Raw genomic sequence first — 18133 nt, 5'->3', positions numbered from 1 at the left:
CCGACCGCCAACATGACAGTCCCGTTCAGCCGAATGCTGCCCCCAGGGCCAGGAACGCGGCGATCGCGACCAGCAGGATGCCCATCAGGGGGGCCATGAAGCGCAGGTACCGGTCGTAGCGGACCTTCGCCAGGGCCAGGCCGCCCATGACGACCGCGGAGGTAGGGGTGATGAGGTTGATCCAGCCGGAGGCGGACTGGTAAGCGGTGACCACCAGGGCGCGGCTGACGCCGGCGAAATCAGCGAGCGGGGCAAGGACGGGCATGGCCAGGGCCGCGTGTCCGGAGGAGGAGGGGACAAGGAAGGCCAGGGGCAGGTTCACCAGGAACATCAAGACGGCGAACAGCCCCGAGGAAGTGCCGGAGACGGCGCTGTGCAGGCTGTGCAGGATGGTGTCGGTGATGCTCGCGTTGTTCATGATGACGGTGACTCCGCGGGCCAGCATGATGATCATCGCCGCTCCGATGAAGTCTCCGGCACCCGCCACGATGGCGTCGGTGGTGCCCTTCTCGCCGAGCCCCGCGAACAGCCCCACGGCGATGGCCGCGACGATGAACAAGGCCGCCAGTTCGGGGAAGTACCAGCCCAGGGTGGGCAGGAAGGTGATGTTCAGGTCCGCCCAGGGGATGATCGCGAAGATCATGAAGAGGAAGGTCGCGGCGAAGACCGCCAGGACCATGCGCTGACGCAGGGTCAGTGGCTCGGCGGTGCTGCCCTGGGAGCGCAGTTCGTCGTCCTCGGGCAGCGGGGCCACCAGAGAGCGGGCCGGATCCGCGTGGACGCGGCGGGCGTAGCGCACCAGGTACGCCGCGGCCAGGGCGGTGAGGACAGCCCACATCAGCAGGCGCAGGACGATGCCGTCGCCGGTGCCGATGCCCGCGCTGTCGGAGGCCACTCCGGTGGCGAACGGGTTGATGGTGGAGGCGAGGGTGCCGGTCCCGGCCCCCACCATGATCACTGCTGCGCCGGTCATCCGGTCGTAGCCGAGCTTGAGTACCAGCGGGATCATCAGGGCGTAGAAGCCGAGGGTCTCCTCCGCCATGCCGTAGGTCGTACCGCCCAGCGAGAACACGGTCACCAGCACCACGAGCAGCAGGGTCCGGTGGTGCGCGAGGCGTTCGGCGAGGCGGGCCACGCCCGAGGTGAGGGCGCCGGTGCGCAGGGTGACGGTGATGAAGGCGCCGACGGCCAGGACGAACAGGAACACGCCCGCCGCTCCGAAGAACGCCCCGCTGCCACCGGGGGCGGTGAGTCCGCTCTGGGTGTCGGTGACTCCGTACAGCCCGTTGACCGGCGCGAGGAAGAGGTCCTTGAGGCGGTCCCAGAACCCGGTGGTCAGTGTCACGGAGTGGTAGGTGTCCGGGACCGGGCTGCCGTCCTTGGTGTCGTAGCGGCCCGCGGGGATGACGAAGGTCAGGGCCCACACCGCGAGGGTGACAAGCACCAGGACGGTGAAGGCCGAGGGGAAGTGCGGTCTTCTCCGCTCGGCCGGCGGGGCGGCGGGAGGTGCGCCGCCGGACGTGGGTGCGGCGGGTGCGGCGGAGTGTGTCGTCATGTCTGGTCCCGGGAAGTGTCGGTGGGGTTCCGCGGATCCTCGATGCCGCGGGGGGCGTGCCCGCTGGGGGTGACGATGGTCCCGGCGGTGCCGTCAAGGAGGGCCTGGGCGTCGTCGAGGGCGCCGATGGCGGCGGTGCCGCCGGTGAGTTCCACGAACCGGCAGGCCGCCTCGGCCTTCGGTCCCATGGAGCCGGACGGGAAGTGTTCGGCCCGCAGGCGTGCGGGGGTCGTGTGCCCGATGGGCTCGGCCTGCGCGGTGCCGTAGCCGCGCACGACCTGGGGCACGTCGGTGAGCAGCAGCAGCGCGTCCGCGTCGAGGGCTTCGGCGAGCAGGGCGGCGGTGAGGTCCTTGTCCACCACGGCTTCCACGCCGGCGAGTTGGCCCTCTTCGTCGCGGATGACGGGGACGCCGCCGCCTCCGGCGCACACGGCCACCGCGCCGGAGGTGAGCAGCAGGCGGATCAGCCGGGTCTCGACGACGCGCTGCGGGTCGGGGGACGGGACGACCCGGCGCCAGTGCGGTCCGTCCTGCCGTATCGTCCAGCCGCGTTCGGCGGCGAGGCGTTCGGCTTCCTCGCGGGCGTAGACCGGGCCCACGAACTTGGTGGGGTCGTGGAAGGCGGGGTCGGCGGCGGAGACGAGGGTCTGGTTGAGCAGGGCGCACACCTGGCGTCCGGGCAGGGCGTTCTGCAGGGACTGGAGCAGCCAGTAGCCGATCATTCCCTGGGTTTCCGCGCCGAGGACGTCGAAGGGGTAGGGGCGGGTGAGGGCGGGGTCGGCGGCGTTCTGCAGGGCGAGCAGGCCGACCTGGGGCCCGTTGCCGTGCGTGATCACCACCTCGTGCCGGGCGGCGAGAGGGGCCAGGGCGGCCACGGCCGCCCGGATGTTGGCGTGCTGGACGGCGGCGTCCGGGCGGTCTCCCCTGCGGAGCAGGGCGTTGCCGCCGAGCGCGACGACGATGCGCATGGTTTCTCCTGTACGGGTGTGGCGGTGGGGATGTGGCCGGCGCGCTCAGTCGCCGAGGGTGGCGACGAGGAGGGCCTTGATGGTGTGCAGCCGGTTCTCCGCCTGGTCGAAGACGATGGAGTGGGAGGACTCGAAGACGTCGTCGGTGACTTCGAGGGCGCTCATGCCGGTCCGGCGCAGAATCTCCGCTCCGACGCCGGTGCCGCTGTCGTGGAAGGCCGGCAGGCAGTGCAGAAACATCACGCGGGGGTTGCCCGTTGCCTTCAGAACGTCCGAGGTGACCTGGTACGGCTTGAGCAGGGCGATGCGCTCGTCCCAGATCTCTTTCGGCTCGCCCATGGAGACCCAGACGTCGGTGTAGACGAAGTCGACGCCGGCCACGCCCTCGGTGACGTCCTCGGTGAGGGTGATGCGCGCGCCGGTGGACTTCGCGATCCGCTCGGCCTCGGCCACCACATCGGGTGCGTTGCGCAGGCTCTCGGGGCCGACCATGCGGACGTCCATGCCGAGCATCGCGGCCATGACCAGCAGGGAGTTACCCACGTTGTTGCGGGCGTCGCCGAGGTAGGCGAAGGAGATCTCGTGCAGCGGCTTGGCCGTGTGCTCCCACATGGTCAGGGCGTCGGCCAGGGACTGGGTGGGGTGCCACTGGTCGGTCAGGCCGTTCCACACCGGGACGCCGGCGTATTCGGCCAGTTCTTCGACGATGTGCTGGCCGCTGCCCCGGTATTCGATGCCGTCGTAGAGGCAGCCCAGGACCCGCGCGGTGTCCTTGATGGACTCCTTGTGGCCGATCTGGGATCCCGTGGGTTCCAGGTACGTGACATGGGCGCCCTGCTGGCGGGCAGCCACCTCGAAGGCGCAGCGGGTGCGGGTGGAGGTCTTCTCGAAGATCAGGGCTATGTTCCTGCCCCGCAGGCGCTGCTCTTCGGTGCCCGCGCCGCGGGCGGCCTTGAGCTGGGCGGACAGCTCCAGGAGGTGGCGGAACTCCTCGCAGGTGAGGTCGAGTTCCTTCAGCAGCGAGCGGTTGCGCAGTTGGACGGCCATGACGGGGCTCTCCTTTGAGCGAAGGGTGAAAGAGGGGGTGGTGTGCCGCCGGTGGGCGGCGCCGGTCACAGGGAGTCGCGTTCGACGGGGCAGCTCATGCAGCGCGGGCCGCCGCGGCCCCGGCCCAGCTCGCTGCCCCGGACGGTGATGACCTCGATGCCGTTGCGGCGCAGATGCGTGTTGGTCGTGACGTTGCGCTCGTAGGCGAGGACGACGCCGGGCTCGACGGCCAGCACGTTGCAGCCGTCGTCCCACTGCTCCCGCTCCGCGGAGCGTACGTCCTGGGTGGCCGTGAGCACGGTGATGGAGTCCAGGCCCAGGGCGTCGGCGATCGCCTGGTGCATGTGCTCCGGCGCGTGATCGGTGATCTTCAAGGTGTGCTCGTCGGCGCCGGGCTCGATGGTGCAGGACGCCAGCATGCCGAGGCCGGCGTACTGGGTGAAGGTGTCGCCGCTCACCATGGTCATCACGGTGTCCAGGTGCATGAAGCTGCGGGACTTGGGCAGGTCGACCGCGACGACGCGGCGGGCCGAACCCGCAGCGAACATGCGCAGGGCGAGCGTCTCGACGGCCTGGGGCGTGGTGCGCTCCCCCATGCCGACCAGGACCGCCCCGTTGCCGATGACCAGGACGTCGCCGCCCTCGATGGTGGAGGGGTAGCCGGACTGCCCGTCGGCCCAGCGGTGGAACTCCTGTTTCTCGAACAGGGGGTGATGCCCGTAGACGGCCTCGAAGTGGACGGTCTCGCGGCGCCGTGCCCGCTTCGTCATCGGGTTCACGCTCACCCCGTCGTAGATCCAGCAGGAGGTGTCGCGGGTGAACAGGTGGTTGGGCAGGGGCGCGAGGACGAAGTCGTCGGGGGCCATGGCGTGCAGCCGTACGCTCGCGACCGGGCCCAGGCGGCCCAGGAGTTCGCGCCGGGTGATGCCACCCACCAGGCAGGCCGCCAGCTCGGCCGGGTCCAGCGAGTCGAAGAAGTCCCGGATGCGGTCGGTGGCCAGCGGCCCGTACTCCCGCTCGTCGAAGACCCGGTCGTGGACGAGCGTCCGGGCGGCCGGGACCGCCAGTGCCTCGGTGAGCAGGTCGGAGAAGAGGTGAACGCGGACGCCGCGGTCGCGCAGGGCGTCGGCGAAGGCGTCGTGCTCCTCGCGCGCCCGCTTGACCCACAGCACGTCGTCGAAGAGCAGCGCGTCCTTGTTCGTGGGGGTCAGGCGCTTCAGCTCCAGGTCGGGGCGGTGCAGGATGACCTGCTTGAGCCGACCGGTCTCGGAATCGACGTGGAACGACATGGCTCTCCCAAGGAAGGGTGCACAGTGGATTGGGTGAACTCCCTTGGCCCTCTGGGGACTTGAAGTCGTGGTGCCATCGGTCCGGCAGTGCGGCGGGGAGATCGATTGAACCCTGTCACGGGCCGTTGACGCGGGCGGACCGCGAAGGTCCCCGCTGTGGGCCCGCCCGGCACCGTCCGCCGTGGCCCGGTGCGCCACACCCAACGGGGCCTTTCGGCCCTCGCGCGCACTCGCCCGCCGGAGGCATGGGGCGCGGACCTGCCCGGCCCCTCGCCGGCCGTCGGCGTTCCGGACGTGCGGGCGACTGCGGACAGTTGGGGGCCGAAGATCCCCGCCCGCGGTCCGGCCGGCCCGGCCGAGGGACGGCGGGATGGGGACCGTGGGCACTCCCGCACGGGCCGTTCGGCCCCTCGCCTGCCCGCCGGCGAGGGGCCAGCCTGGAAGCGATCAAGGAGGATCTCTGATGACCCGTCTCACGACCGGCCCAACCGTGCACATCCAGGTGGAGACCCGTGGCCAGGTACCCCGGGGATCGGCCCGCTACGCACGCGAGAAGACGCTGGCAGCCCTGGACCACGTCAGCGAGCCGATCCTCGCGGCCCGGGTCAAGCTCACGCAGACGGAGGGCCGGCCCGCCGCCGCTCAGGCCGTCGTGGACGTCAACGGGCGTCCGGTGCGGGCCCATGTGGCCGCGAGCACCATGTTCGAGGCCGTCGACCTGCTGCGCGACCGGCTGACCGTCCGGCTGGCCAAGGTACGGCGCCATGCCCGGGCCGGACACCGCAACGACCCGGCGTGCGCACCGCAGCCCTGGCGGGACGACGCGGGGCCGGAACACCGCCCGCAGCGCCACCAGCTTCCGCCCGAGGAGCGCAGGATCGTACGCCACAAGTCGTTCAGTCTGCCCCGCCAGACGCCCACAGAGGCCGTCTTCGACCTGGAGGCCATGGACTACGACTTCTACCTGTTCACCGACGCAGGCTCGGGCCGCGACGGCGTCGTGTACCGCGACACCGGGGCCGGCGCCCATCGCCTGGCGACGGCCGGCGGCCCCGCCCTGGCACACCACGGCGCGCCGGGGCTGACCCTCAGCACGGTCCCGGTGCCGTCGATCGGTGTGGCCGAGGCCGTCGAGCGTCTTGACCTCACCGGACTGCCGTTCGTCTTCTTCAGCGACAGCGCCACCGGCCGGGGCAGCGTCCTCTACCACCGGTACGACGGCCACTACGGGCTGATCACTCCCGCTGCCTAGGCAACCACGTCCGGCCCGGCCGTGCGCGACGCACGGCCGGGCCGGACGTCTGCCGACGGGCGCCGGCACCCGGGCGGGGCCCGGTTCTCTCAGACCGCACGCAGCCCGTGCGCCGTGAAGATGCCGCGGGCGGCGGCGAGTTGCTCCGCGGTGGGCGAGGGGGTGTCGCACAGCGGGAACTCGCTGCCCAGGGCCTGCCACTTGGCGGCGCCGAGGTTGTGGAACGGCAGGACGTCGACGCGGCTGACGTTGCCCAGCGTCGCGGCGAAGGAGGCGATGCCCTCGATGTTCGCCGGGTCGTCGGTCAGGCCCGGGACGAGGACGAAGCGTACCCACACGTCGATGCCCCGGTCGGCCAGCCGACGGGCGAACAGCAGGGTCGGCGCGAGCTCCTGCCCGGTGACTCGCCGGTACAGGGACCGGTTCCAGGACTTGATGTCCAGGAGTACGAGGTCGGTGTCGGCCAGGAGTGCGTCGGTGGCCCGTGCGCCGAGGAAGCCCGAGGTGTCCAGGGCCGTGTGCAGTCCGAGTTCGTGCTTGAAACGGTGCAGCAGTTCGCCGGCGAACACCGGCTGAAGCAGTGGTTCGCCACCGGAGAGGGTGGCGCCGCCGCCCGCGGCGGCGATGAACTTCGTGTACTTGCGGGCCTCGGTGACGACGTGGTCGGCGGAGGTGCGCCTACCGCTCCGCATCCGCATGGTGTCCGGGTTGTGGCAGTACAGGCAGCGCAGCGGGCAGCCGGCCAGGAAGGTGACGAAGCGGGTGCCGGGTCCGTCGACACCGGTGGACAGGTCCCAGGAGTGGACCATGCCGCTGGCCGTCCGCCGCATGGAGGCCGCGGCCGCGGTGACCGCGGCGGCAGCCGGGGTGCTGCGGGGGACGTGGTGCGGGTGGGCTGGGTGAGGGGCCATGACGGGTCTCCGCAGAGGGATGAGGTGTTGTGCGGCGCCGACGCCGCAAGCTGGTCGGGGTGCGATACCGGCGCCGCGGATCGTGGAAGGGGCAGGGTGCCCCTATCGGGTCGTCACAGTGAGCCGTGGAAGGTGCGGTTGACCACGTCGAGCTGCTGTTCCCGGGTGAGCCGCACGAAGTTGACCGCGTAGCCGGAGACCCGGATGGTGAGCTGGGGGTAGTTCTCCGGGTGTTCCATCGCGTCTTCCAGGGTCGCCCTGTCGAGCACGTTGACGTTCATGTGGAAGCCGTCGGCGGCCACATAGCCGTCGAGGACACCGGCCAGGTTCCTGATCCGGTCCTCGGGGGTGCGGCCCAGGGCGTCGGGGGTGACGGTGTTGGTCAGCGAGATGCCGTCCTCGGCGGCACGGTAGGGCAGCTTGGCGACCGACAGGGCCGAGGCGACGTAGCCGTGTGTGTCGCGGCCGTTCATCGGGTTGGCACCCGGCGAGAACGGTTCGCCGGCGCGACGTCCGTCGGGGGTGTTGCCGGTCTTCTTGCCGTACACGACGTTGGAGGTGATGGTCAGGACCGACTGGGTGTGCTCGGCGTCACGGTAGGTGGGGTGCTTGCGCAGCTTCTTCATGAACTCCTCGACGAGCTGCACGGCGAGCTCGTCGGCGCGCTCGTCGTTGTTGCCGTACGCCGGGTACTCGCCCTCGGTCTCGTAGTCGACGGCGAGGCCGCTCTCGTCGCGGATGGCCTTGACCTTGGCGTGCTTGATGGCGGACAGCGAGTCGGCGGCAACGGCGAGGCCCGCGATGCCGCACGCCATGGTGCGGTGGACGTCCCGGTCCTGGAGCGCCATTTCTATGCGCTCGTAAGCGTACTTGTCGTGCATGTAGTGGATGACGTTGAGCGCGTGGACGTAGACGTCGGCGAGCCAATCCAGCTGCTGGTCGAACTTGGCCAGGACCTCGTCGTAGTCGAGCACCTCGGTGCCGATGGCGCCGGTGTCGGGGCCGACCTGGGCGCCGGACTTCTCGTCGCGGCCACCGTTGATGGCGTACAGGAGGGCCTTGGCGAGGTTGACCCGGGCACCGAAGAACTGCATCTGCTTGCCGACCGGCATCGCCGACACGCAGCAGGCGATGGCCGTGTCGTCGCCGAAGCGCGGACGCATCAGCTCGTCGGACTCGTACTGCACGGAGGAGGTGTCGACCGACACCTTCGCGCAGAACTCCTTGAAGCCCTGCGGGAGTTCGGGCGACCAGAGGACGGTCATGTTCGGTTCGGGAGCGGGGCCCAGGTTGTAGAGGGTCTGGAGGTAGCGGAAGGACGTCCTGGTGACCAGCGGGCGGCCGTCCTCACCCATGCCGCCGATCGACTCGGTGACCCAGGTCGGGTCGCCGGAGAACAGCTCGTCGTACTCCGGCGTACGCAGGAAGCGGACGATCCGCAGCTTGATGACGAAGTCGTCGACCAGTTCCTGGGCCTGTTCCTCGGTGATCAGCCCGGCCTCGATGTCGCGCTGGAGATAGACATCGAGGAAGGTGGAGGTGCGGCCCAGTGACATGGCGGCGCCGTTCTGCTCCTTCACGGCGGCGAGGTAGCCGAAGTACAGCCACTGGACCGCCTCGCGGCCGGTGGTGGCCGGAGCCGAGATGTCGAAGCCGTAGGAGGCCCCCATCGTCTTCAGCTCGCCCAGCGCGCGGATCTGCTCGGCGAGCTCCTCACGCAGGCGGATGGTCTCCTCCAGCGAACGGCGCCCGACGGGGAGGGAGTTGAGCTCCTCCTTCTCCTGCGTCTTCACCTCGATGAGGCGGTTGACACCGTAGAGCGCGACCCGCCGGTAGTCGCCGATGATCCGGCCGCGTCCGTAGGCGTCCGGCAGGCCGGTGACGATGCCGGCCTTGCGGGCGGCGCGGATCTCGGGGGTGTACGCGTCGAAGACTCCGGCGTTGTGGGTCTTGCGGTACTCGGTGAAGACCTTCTCCAGCTCCGGCGAGACCGGGTAGCCGTAGGTCTCCAGCGCTCCGGCGACCATGCGCCAGCCGCCGTACGGCATGATCGCGCGCTTGAGCGGGGCGTCGGTCTGGAGGCCGACGATCAGCTCCTTGCCGCGGTCGATGTACCCGGGGGCGTGCGCGGTGATCGAGGAGGGGATGTCGTGCGCGATGTCGTACACGCCCTTGGCGCGTTCCTCGGGGAAGCGGTCCGTGATGGCCTTCCACACGGCGGCGGTGCGCTCGGTGGGGCCGGCGAGGAAGGAGCCGTCGCCGTCGTACGGGGTGTAGTTCCGCTGGATGAAGTCGCGGACGTCGACGGCGTCGCGCCACAGGCCGCCTTTGAAGCCCTTCCAGGCGGTGACGGTGTGTGTGCTCATGGCGGTGACCTTTCGGACGGCACGGGATGGGGGCGAGGAGGCGGGGTACGGGCCCGGATGAGGGAGCGGGCCCGTACCCCGCGGCATCAGGAGCGGACGCCGTAGTACGCCTGGCGCATCAGCTGCTCCATGTCGGCGAGCATCGGCATCCGCGGGTTCGCCGGGGCGCACTGGTCCTCGTAGGCGTTGAGGGTCTGCTGGGGCAGTGCCGCGATGAACGCCTCCTCGTCCACGCCCGCCTCCTTGAACGAGGCGGGGATGCCCGCCTTGGCGCGCAGTTGCTCCACTGCGGCGGCCAGGGACTCCACGCCCTGCTCGGGGGTGGCGGCGGGCAGGCCCAGCATCCGGGCGATCGCCTGGTAGCGCTCGGGCGCCGCATAGCTCTGGTACTTGGGCCAGCTCGTCACCTTGGCGGGAGCCGCGCCGTTGTAGCGGACCGCGTGGGGCAGCAGCAGGGCGTTGGTGCGGCCGTGCGCGATGTGGAAGGTCGCGCCCAGGGTATGGGCCATCGCGTGCACCACGCCGAGGAAGGCGGAGCCGAAGGCCATGCCGGCGATGGTGCCCGCGTTGTGCATCTTCTCGCGTGCGACCGGGCTGCCGGGGCCGTCGGTGACCGCCCGCTCCAGGTTCTCGAAGATCAGCCTGATTCCCTGGAGGGCGAGGCCGTCGGTGAAGTCGTTGGCGTAGACGGAGACGTACGTCTCGATGCAGTGGGTCAGCGCGTCGAAGCCGGAGTCGGCGGTGACGGCGCGGGGCAGCCGGGTGGTCAGAGCCGGGTCGCAGATCGCGACGCTCGGGGTCAGCGCGTAGTCCGCGAGCGGGTACTTCTGGCCGGTGGCGGTATCGGTGATGACTGCGAACGGGGTGACCTCGCTGCCGGTGCCCGACGTGGTGGGGATGCAGACCAGCTTGGCCTGCTCGCCCAGGTCGGGGAAGGTGAAGGCGCGCTTGCGGATGTCGAAGAACTTCTCCTTCAGATCGGCGAATTCGACCTCCGGGTGCTCGTACATCAGCCACATCACCTTGGCGGCGTCCATCGGGGACCCGCCGCCCAGCGCGATGATGGTGTCGGGCCGGAAGTCGCGCATCAGGGCGGCGCCCCGGTGCACCGTGTCGATGCTCGGGTTCGGCTCGACGAAGTCGAGCACCCGTACCTCGCACGGCTCGGCGCGGCGGTCGAGGATTCGGCGGATGCGCTCCAGGTGGCCTATCTCCACCATGGTCCGGTCGGTCACGATCACGACCCTGCGGCAGCCGCGCATGTCGGCCAGGTAGGCGGTCGAGTTGCGCTCGAAGAAGATCTTCGGGGGGACCTTGAACCACTGCATGTTGTTGTTGCGCCGCCCGATCCGCTTGATGTTCACCAGGTGGAGGGCGGAGACGTTCCCGGCGACCGAGTTGTGGCCGTAGCTGCCGCAGCCGAGGGTGAGGGAAGGCAGGAAGGCGTTGTAGACGTCGCCGATGCCGCCTTGTGAACTCGGCGAGTTCCACAGCACCCGGCACGCCTTGACGGCGTGCCCGAACTCCTCGGCGAAGGCGGCGTCCTCGGTGTGCACGGCGGCCGAGTGGCCCAGCCCGTTGAACTCGACCATCTGTTGGGCGAGTTGCACCCCGTGGGCGCGGTCCCGGGCACGGAGCACGGCGAGGACCGGGCAGAGCTTCTCCCGGGTCAGCGGCTCCGCCTCGCCGACCGAGCCCGCCTCGGCCAGGATGACCGACGTTCCGGCGGGCACCTCGAAGCCGGCGTCCCGCGCGATCTGCTCCGCACTGCGGCCCACCACACTCGCGTTCAGGACGGCTCCCGCGCAGTCGCGGCCATCACCGATGCCGAACAGGTGACGTTCGAGGAGGGCCTTCTCCTCACGGCTCGTCACATGCGCCTTGAGCCGCCGGAACTCGGCGAGTGCCGTGTCGTGGATGTCCGTATCCAGGATGACGGCCTGCTCCGACGCGCAGATCATGCCGTTGTCGAACGACTTGGACAGCACGATGTCGTTGACCGCGCGCCGCAGATCGGCGCTTTTCTCCACGTACGCCGGTACGTTGCCGGCGCCGACGCCGAGCGCGGGCTTGCCACACGAGTAGGCGGCCCGGACCATGCTGTTGCCCCCGGTGGCCAAGATGGTGGCCACGTCGGGGTGGTTCATCAGCTCCCCGGTGGCGGCCAAGGACGGCTGGTCGATCCACTGGATGCAGTGTTCGGGGGCCCCGGCGGCGACGGCGGCGTCCCGCACGGTGCGGGCGGCCTCGGCCGAGCAGCGCTGCGCGGAGGGGTGGAAGGCGAAGACGATCGGGTTGCGGGTCTTCAGCGCCAGCAGGCACTTAAAGATCACGGTCGAGGTGGGGTTGGTGACGGGGGTGATCCCGGCGACGACGCCGACCGGTTCGGCGATCTCCACGATGCCCGTGATGTCGTCGCGCCGCACGACTCCGGCCGTCTTCATCCCGGCCATGGAGTGAGTGACGTTCTCGCAGGCGAAGACGTTCTTGACGGCCTTGTCCTCGAAGACCCCGCGGCCGGTCTCCTCCACCGCGAGCAGCGCCAGCGCGGTGTGGCGTGCGAGCGCCGCCAGCGACGCCTTCTTCACGATGTGGTCCACGCGGTCCTGGGTGTACGCGGCGTACTCATCCAGCGCGCCGGTGGCGGCGCGAACCAGCGCGGCCGGGCCGGACGCCGCCCCGGGTCCTTCCCCGGGCGTGCTCCCCTCGTCCTGCGCGGCTTCCCGGTTGTGCGGACGGCGAGACATCTGCCACCCCACCTTTCGCTCACGCCGCCGCTTTCGGCGGACACTCGGTCGTGTGTGTGCTGCGTCATCAGCATCACCGGCCCCAGGCCCGCGGCACTGGCGCGAACAGGGCACGGTTACGGGGCCGAAGGTCCCCACAACCGAGGCCGGACGTCCCGGCCACCGCGTCCTGCAACAGCCCCGCGCCACGGCGGCAGGGCAGACGGCCCCCTGCGCCCGTACGGCTGGCCCATCCGGCCCTACCCCCTTGCGCTGTCCCGCCGGTGTACTCCCCTCAACAGCCTCTGCGGACGCAGCGGGTGACGGCCGGGAACAAGGAGGCGCACGGGCATGACACATGTGGTGGTGGCGGTCGACGGATCGCCCGGCGGAGCACGGGCCGCGGACTGGGCGGTGGACGAGGCCGACCGCCGGGGAGTTCCCCTGCGCCTGGTCTGCGCCTCGCTGTGGGAGCGTTGCGACCCCGAGCCTGCCGACGACGTCGTCGGCAGGCTCCGCGCGAGCGTGCACAGCCTGCTGGCGGCCGAGGCGGCCCGGGTGTCACTGCGGCGGCCTGGAGTGCCCGTCAGCACGGAACTGCTGGCACAGGAGACCGTTCCGGCGCTACTGGACGCGGGCCGCGGCGCAGCGATGCTGGTCCTGGGCTCGCGCGGCCACGGCGGCTTCGAAGGCCTGCTGCTCGGTTCGGTCAGCCTGCGGGTGGCCGCGCGGGCCGACTTCCCGGTGGTTGTGGTCCGCACCGCCGCGCCCCGCGGAGACGGCCGGATCGTCCTCGGTATCGGCGGCCGCCGATACCCCCGCTCCGCCGCCGAGTTCGCGCTCGCCGAGGCGGCCTGCCGCAAGGCCGCACTGGACGTGCTCCACTCCTGGCAGCCCGACGTGGACTTCTCCGGCCTGTCCGCGCTGCTGGACCCGAGCCCCGCCCGCCGACGGGCCGAGACGCTGCTCACCACGGTCGCCGACCAGCTGGAGCACGACGGCGCGGGAGTGCCGGTGCGCCGCCTGTGCCCGCCCGGCGGTGCGGCCGCCGCCCTGCTGGACGCGGCCGCCGGCGCTGACTTGCTGGTGGTCGGCTCCCGGCGGCCCTTCGGCCAGCTCGGCCCGGTCGACCACGCGGTCCTGCACCACGCGCCCTGCCCGGTCGCCGTCGTGCCCGACCGGACCACCCGGCCGATCGGCTGATCAGGCGGCCCGGACACCCTGGCCGCCGCACGGCTGCCAAGCGCTCCGCGGGAAGACCGGTTCGGAATCTGCGGGTAGTTCGTGGCTGATCGCGTAGTTCCCCGCGCCCCTTACGGGGCACGGTTGCGCACCGGACTTCCACAAGACCGCCCAGCACCGCGCAGCCGGAGCCGCTGGCACGGCACTGGTCGGCGGTGCACCTCCGGCCCTGAGCCATTCTCAATTCCCCGATGGGACAGGGCCGTTCAGCCCCCTACGGATGCCTCTTGGACCCGAGACCGGAACCGGCCACCGCCGGGAGGGTGGGTCCCACGCCACCGGTCGCACGGACGGCCGCACGGCGCCCCACCCGTGAACCCGAGCCCCGGCTGGCCCACCACATCCGGGCCGGGCCGGACCCGCCCCGAACTCTCACGAAGGAATCCCATGTCACGCACAGTCATCGCAGGACTGGACGGTTCACCCGAGTCGCTGGCCGCCGCCGAGCAGGCCGACGGGCGGCCCGTCGAGGTGCTGGAAGCAGCCGCGAAGGAGGCCGAGGTCCTGGTGCTCGGCTCCCGCGGCCTGAGCACCCTGCGCGGCTTCCTGCTCGGGTCCGTCTCCCAGTGCGTGCTGGCCCACGCCGAACGGCCGGTCGTTCTCGTACGTGCCGGGGGTGCGAACGGGCCGGGCTCCGACAGCACCGCCCGGCCCGAGAGAAAGTGCCACGAAGTGGTACTCGGCCTGGATCTCGCCGGGCCGAGTGACGCACTGATCGAGTACGCCTTCGACGCCGCCGCCATACGCGGGGCCGGCTTGCGGGTCGTCCACGGCTGGAGCCTGCCGCCCGCCGTCGCCTTCGACCCGGCGATCGTCGCCCCCGCCGACCGCGACGGTCTGGGAGCGAGCGAGGCGACAGCCCTCGGCGACGTGCTGCGGCCCTGGCGCGGAAAGTACCCGGGCGTTGAGGTCGAGGAGCAGTGCGTGGTGGGCCTGCCCGCCGAGCACCTCGCCGAAGCCTCGGCCGACGCCTGCCTGGTGGTCGTCGGACGCCGAATCCGCCGCTCGGTGGCCGGCGTCCGCACCGGACCCGTCACCCATGCCGTCCTCCACCACTCCAGCGCACCTGTCGCGGTCGTGCCCCACCCCTGACCCCGCGCGGACCGCCGCTGCGGCACCACTCCCGAGCGGCCGCGCAGGGGCGCCGGGCACCCGGGCCTGATCTGCGGTGAAGGCGCGCGGAGACGGCCAGTATCGTTGCGGCAAGGAACGCGCGAGCAGCTCAAAGGGGTGCATGGGTGGGCGGGCACGAAACGGCAGGACGGCTGCCACAGCTGCGCCTTGACGAGCTGTTGGATGAGCTGCAGTCACGTATCGAGGACGTGCGCGGCACCCGCGACCGGGTGCACGCACTGCTGGAGTCGGTGCTGTCGGTGGGCCGGGGTCTGGATCTTCCCCAGGCACTCGGCCGGATCGTGGAGGCTGCGGCCACCCTCGTCGACGCCCGGTATGCGGCACTGGGGGTGATCGGCCCCGACGGGGAGTCACTCTCACACTTCCTGCCCGTGGGCCTGAGCGAGGAGGAGATCGCGGCGATCGGAGCGTACCCGACCGGTCAGGGGCTGCTCGGCGAGCTCATCCACCGCCCGGTACCGCTGCGCCTGACCGACCTGTCCGCCCACTGCTCCTCTTTCGGCTTCCCGCCGAACCACCCGCCGATGCACAGTTTCCTCGGCGTTCCCATCCGGGTGCACGAGGAGGCCTTCGGCAATCTGTACCTGTGCGACAAGCGCAACGGCCTGGACTTCGACGCCGAGGACGAAACCGTGCTGGCCACACTTGCCGTCGCCGCGGGCGTGGCCATCGACAACGCCCGGCTCTACGACGAGGCGCGGCGCCAGCAGAACTGGCTGCGAGCCAGTGCCGAGATCACCCGAGGCCTGCTGTCCGGCATCCCCCGGGAGCAGGCGCTGACCCTCATCGCCGAGCGGGCCATGGAGATCGCCGAGGCGTGTCTGGCCGACCTGTCCGTGCCGACGTCCGGCGACCTCCTGTGCGTCGAGGTGGCTCTGGGCGGAGATGCTCCCGCACGGCTCGGCCTCGGCGTCCCGGCCGCCGGCACCCTGTCGGGCGCCGCCTTCACCGAGGGCTCCCCCGCAGCCTGCGCGGACCTGGCCGGCGATGACCGCTATGCCGCCGGACCGAGCCACTTCGAGGGTCTGGGACCGGCGGTGGCCGTGCCGCTGGGCGACGCCTCCGGGCACCGCCGCGGGGTGCTGCTACTGGCCCGCCCTGCTGGCAGACGGCCCTTCACCCCGGAGGAGACCGACCAGCTTCTCGGCTTCGCCGACCAGGCCGCCCTCGCCCTGGAACTGGCCGAACGTCGCAGCGACGCGGAGCAGTTGACACTTTTGGAGGACCGCGACCGGATCGCCCGGGACCTGCATGACCTGGCGATCCAGCGGCTGTTCGCCACCGGTATGACGCTGCAGAGCGCCGCCCGCATGATCCAGCAGGACACCGCCGCCGAACGCGTCGTGCGCGCGGTGGACGACCTCGACGAAACCATCCGCATCATCCGGTCGACCATCTTCGGGCTGCGGGTGCGCGAAGAGGCCGGGCCCAGCCTGCGCGCCCGGGTGTCGCAGACCATCGGGCAGGCTCACGGGACTCTCGGCTTCGCGCCCCGCCTGATCATGGAGGGGCTCCTCGACACCGACGTACCGGGCGATCTCGCCGAACACGTCATGGCTGTGCTCGGCGAGGCATTGAGCAACACCGCACGCCACGCGCGGGCGACACAGGTCGAGGTGACGCTGCGAGCCGTCGCCTCGCGGGTCGTGCTGGAGGTCGCCGACGACGGGGTCGGCATCCCGCCGGGCGGCCGACGCAGCGGCCTGCTCAACCTCGCCGCACGCGCGGACAAGGCGGGCGGCACCTTCAGCACCGATGGCCGGCCGGGCGGCGGAACCATAGTGGTCTGGCAGGCCCCGCTGGCCCAGGCCACCCGGTAGCACCACGCCCGGCCGCGCACCACCCATAGTCATGTCGGCTGATTGGTTCAGGGCTGCGGCTGGTGGCGGGGCAGGGCTGCTTCGTACTGCTTCGTAGTCCTGGCGGCACCAGGAGCAGCAGGTCCCGGGGGTGTAACGAACCTTCACCACGGCAGCCCCGCATGCATCGAAACTCCGATGATCAAGGGGACCTACCAAGTCGCCCGACCACCGGAGCCTCGATGTGCCGTCAGTCTGTCGCCGTTCGTCTGATCAAGCCGTCCCTCGCGTCAGCAGCATGAACTGTCGGACAGGGCTGCCCGGTTGAGTGCCCTGCCGGATCCGCGTGATCGGCGCGGACGGCGGCACACCCTTGCCTCGGCCCTGCTGACCGCCGCCTGCGCGGTCCGGCCGGCGCCGGTTCCTCCCGGCCATCGTCCTGGCGTGCCCGGCGGGCTCGCTGACCTGCTCGGCCACGCCCCGGCCGGCACGCAGGCGGTCACGGTGGACGGCAGGAGTGCTCGCGGCTCGCGCACGGATGCCGCGCCCGCCGCCCACCTGCTGTCCGCCGTCACGGTGGTGGTCGTGTCGTCAGCCAGCTGCGAGTGCCGGACAACACTAACGAGATCTCCGCATTCACCGCCCCGCCGGCCCTGCTCGACCTGGCCGGTGCCGTGGTGGACCGCCGATGCCCCGCATACCCAGCGCGAGCACACGAAGTGGCTGGTGGAAGTGGAAAACGCGCACTACCTGCTGGTGGGTCAAAGGCAATCAGTCGAAACTGCACGCGGTGATCAAAACCCCGCCGTGGAAGGAGTGGAAGGAAGTGACCGCCCGGCCGCTATGACGCGAGCGCGGACACGGGCGGCACGAGACCCGCTCGGTGCGCACTCTCACCGTCACCGGCCTCGGCCTCAACTTCCCGCACGTGGTCCAGATGGTGAAGATCCTTCAGTATCGCACCGGGATACGGGTCGGCCACGTCACACCCGGCAGACCGTCTACGCGATCACAGATATGACGGCGCGTGAGGCATCGCCGCAGCTGATCGGCCGTCTCACCAGGTCGCAGTGGCGCATCGCGACGGTGCACCACGTGAGGGACGCAACGTTCGCCGAGGACGCCTCCAAGATCCAGACCGGACACCGGCCGGAGAACATGGCCACACTGCGGAACCTTGCGATCAGCCCCCCTTCGGGACGCCGGCCGTCTGCCGCAGCAACGCCACCGGGCTGTGAGAGGTCCCCCTATTCACCGTTCACCCTCCCGCTCGGCCTACTCGGACTGTCCTGACCTGCAGCGCGACAGATCAATCAGACGTTGAATCAGACTTGGGTAGGGCGGTTCCCCGAGTCTGCGGCCGGTGACCAGTTCCGGGCGGAGTCGTATGACCGTCGGGCTGGGCGGCTCGGCGGCTGCGGACACGGCGATTTCCCCACCGACCGCTCCCCCGTTCCCGTCCAGGCCGGTGATCACGTTCGCGCGACCCACCACGGTGACGCTCCAGCCCCGGCCGTCCGCGCTGTCGATCTCGCCGGTCTCGAAGGCGATCACGCCGCTGTCGGCGGCCCTCAGCAGATCGGACGGGGCCCGCGTGTCCAGCAATAGGCTGCCGTCCGCGGCAAAACGGAAACGCACGGGCAGCACCGCGGGCAGGGCCTCAGCGGTGTAGACCACCCGGCCGGTGGTCATGCCTGCCAGGAGCCGCAGGGCCTGCTCCCTGTCCAGATGGTCGCGGTCGGCTCTCATGCCCTCCATCGTCGCCCGGCACCGCACCCCGAGGTCAGGGGCCGATGGGCCCTACGACGGGCCCGATGTGCCCCGGCTCCGGAAGGCTTCCGGTC

12 protein-coding genes are annotated in these 18133 nt (G+C 70.9%); 4 read left to right on the top strand and 8 right to left on the bottom strand.

The features are described 5' to 3' along the window. Nucleotides 1–25 precede the first annotated feature (25 nt). From ACSHXC_RS35980 to ACSHXC_RS35965, 4 genes are all read right to left on the bottom strand, one after another. Nucleotides 26–1555 (bottom strand): YfcC family protein, encoded by a 1530-nt coding sequence (locus tag ACSHXC_RS35980; protein WP_438295530.1) that lies wholly within the window; start codon nt 1553–1555, stop codon nt 26–28. After that, entirely contained in the window at nt 1552–2523 is a 972-nt protein-coding gene (locus ACSHXC_RS35975) for a carbamate kinase (protein ID WP_438295529.1), read from the bottom strand. The genes ACSHXC_RS35980 and ACSHXC_RS35975 overlap by 4 nt, the downstream gene beginning before the upstream one ends. A 45-nt stretch (nt 2524–2568) precedes the next feature. Continuing rightward, nucleotides 2569–3570 (bottom strand): ornithine carbamoyltransferase, encoded by a 1002-nt coding sequence (argF, locus tag ACSHXC_RS35970; protein WP_438295528.1) that lies wholly within the window; start codon nt 3568–3570, stop codon nt 2569–2571. Nucleotides 3571–3635: 65 nt separating this feature from the next. Next, nucleotides 3636–4859 carry an arginine deiminase gene (locus ACSHXC_RS35965; RefSeq protein ID WP_438295527.1) on the bottom strand — a complete coding sequence of 408 codons (1224 nt, stop codon included), beginning with the start codon at nt 4857–4859 and terminating at the stop codon, nt 3636–3638. Nucleotides 4860–5322: 463 nt separating this feature from the next. Here ACSHXC_RS35965 and ACSHXC_RS35960 point away from each other — a divergent pair, with 463 nt between their 5' ends. Further along, entirely contained in the window at nt 5323–6111 is a 789-nt protein-coding gene (locus ACSHXC_RS35960) for a ribosome hibernation promotion factor (RefSeq protein ID WP_438295526.1), read from the top strand. Between the two features lie 89 nt (nt 6112–6200). On the opposite strand, the gene pflA is transcribed toward ACSHXC_RS35960, so the two are convergent. The 3 genes from pflA to adhE all read right to left on the bottom strand — a co-directional run bounded on the left by pflA (nt 6201) and on the right by adhE (nt 12135). After that, entirely contained in the window at nt 6201–6941 is a 741-nt protein-coding gene (gene pflA / locus ACSHXC_RS35955) for a pyruvate formate-lyase-activating protein (protein WP_438297024.1), read from the bottom strand. Between the two features lie 194 nt (nt 6942–7135). Next, nucleotides 7136–9388, bottom strand: a complete 2253-nt coding sequence (pflB, locus tag ACSHXC_RS35950) for a formate C-acetyltransferase (protein ID WP_438295525.1) — start codon at nt 9386–9388, stop codon at nt 7136–7138. An 86-nt stretch (nt 9389–9474) separates the two neighbouring features. Continuing rightward, on the bottom strand, nt 9475–12135 hold the full coding sequence (gene adhE / locus ACSHXC_RS35945) for a bifunctional acetaldehyde-CoA/alcohol dehydrogenase (protein ID WP_438295524.1): 2661 nt from the start codon (nt 12133–12135) through the stop codon (nt 9475–9477). A gap of 330 nt (nt 12136–12465) precedes the next feature. Here adhE and ACSHXC_RS35940 point away from each other — a divergent pair, with 330 nt between their 5' ends. The 3 genes from ACSHXC_RS35940 to ACSHXC_RS35930 all read left to right on the top strand — a co-directional run bounded on the left by ACSHXC_RS35940 (nt 12466) and on the right by ACSHXC_RS35930 (nt 16310). Next, the gene (locus ACSHXC_RS35940) at nt 12466–13317 is read left to right on the top strand and encodes a universal stress protein (RefSeq protein WP_438295523.1); all 852 of its coding nucleotides are present in this window, start codon (nt 12466–12468) and stop codon (nt 13315–13317) included. Nucleotides 13318–13743: 426 nt separating this feature from the next. Continuing rightward, entirely contained in the window at nt 13744–14448 is a 705-nt protein-coding gene (locus ACSHXC_RS35935; RefSeq protein ID WP_438295522.1) for a universal stress protein, read from the top strand. 146 nt (nt 14449–14594) lie between these two features. Next, the gene (locus ACSHXC_RS35930) at nt 14595–16310 is read left to right on the top strand and encodes a GAF domain-containing protein (protein ID WP_438295521.1); all 1716 of its coding nucleotides are present in this window, start codon (nt 14595–14597) and stop codon (nt 16308–16310) included. Nucleotides 16311–17564: 1254 nt separating this feature from the next. Here ACSHXC_RS35930 and ACSHXC_RS35925 read toward each other — a convergent pair. Continuing rightward, nucleotides 17565–18038, bottom strand: a complete 474-nt coding sequence (locus ACSHXC_RS35925; RefSeq protein ID WP_438295520.1) for a pyridoxamine 5'-phosphate oxidase family protein — start codon at nt 18036–18038, stop codon at nt 17565–17567. Nucleotides 18039–18133: the final 95 nt, after the last annotated feature.

It is taken from the genome of Streptomyces sp. HUAS TT7 (assembly GCF_051550175.1).
Taxonomy (GTDB): domain Bacteria; phylum Actinomycetota; class Actinomycetes; order Streptomycetales; family Streptomycetaceae; genus Streptomyces.
Note: the sequence above shows the minus strand (reverse complement) of the source record. Positions and strands in the feature narration are given on the sequence as shown.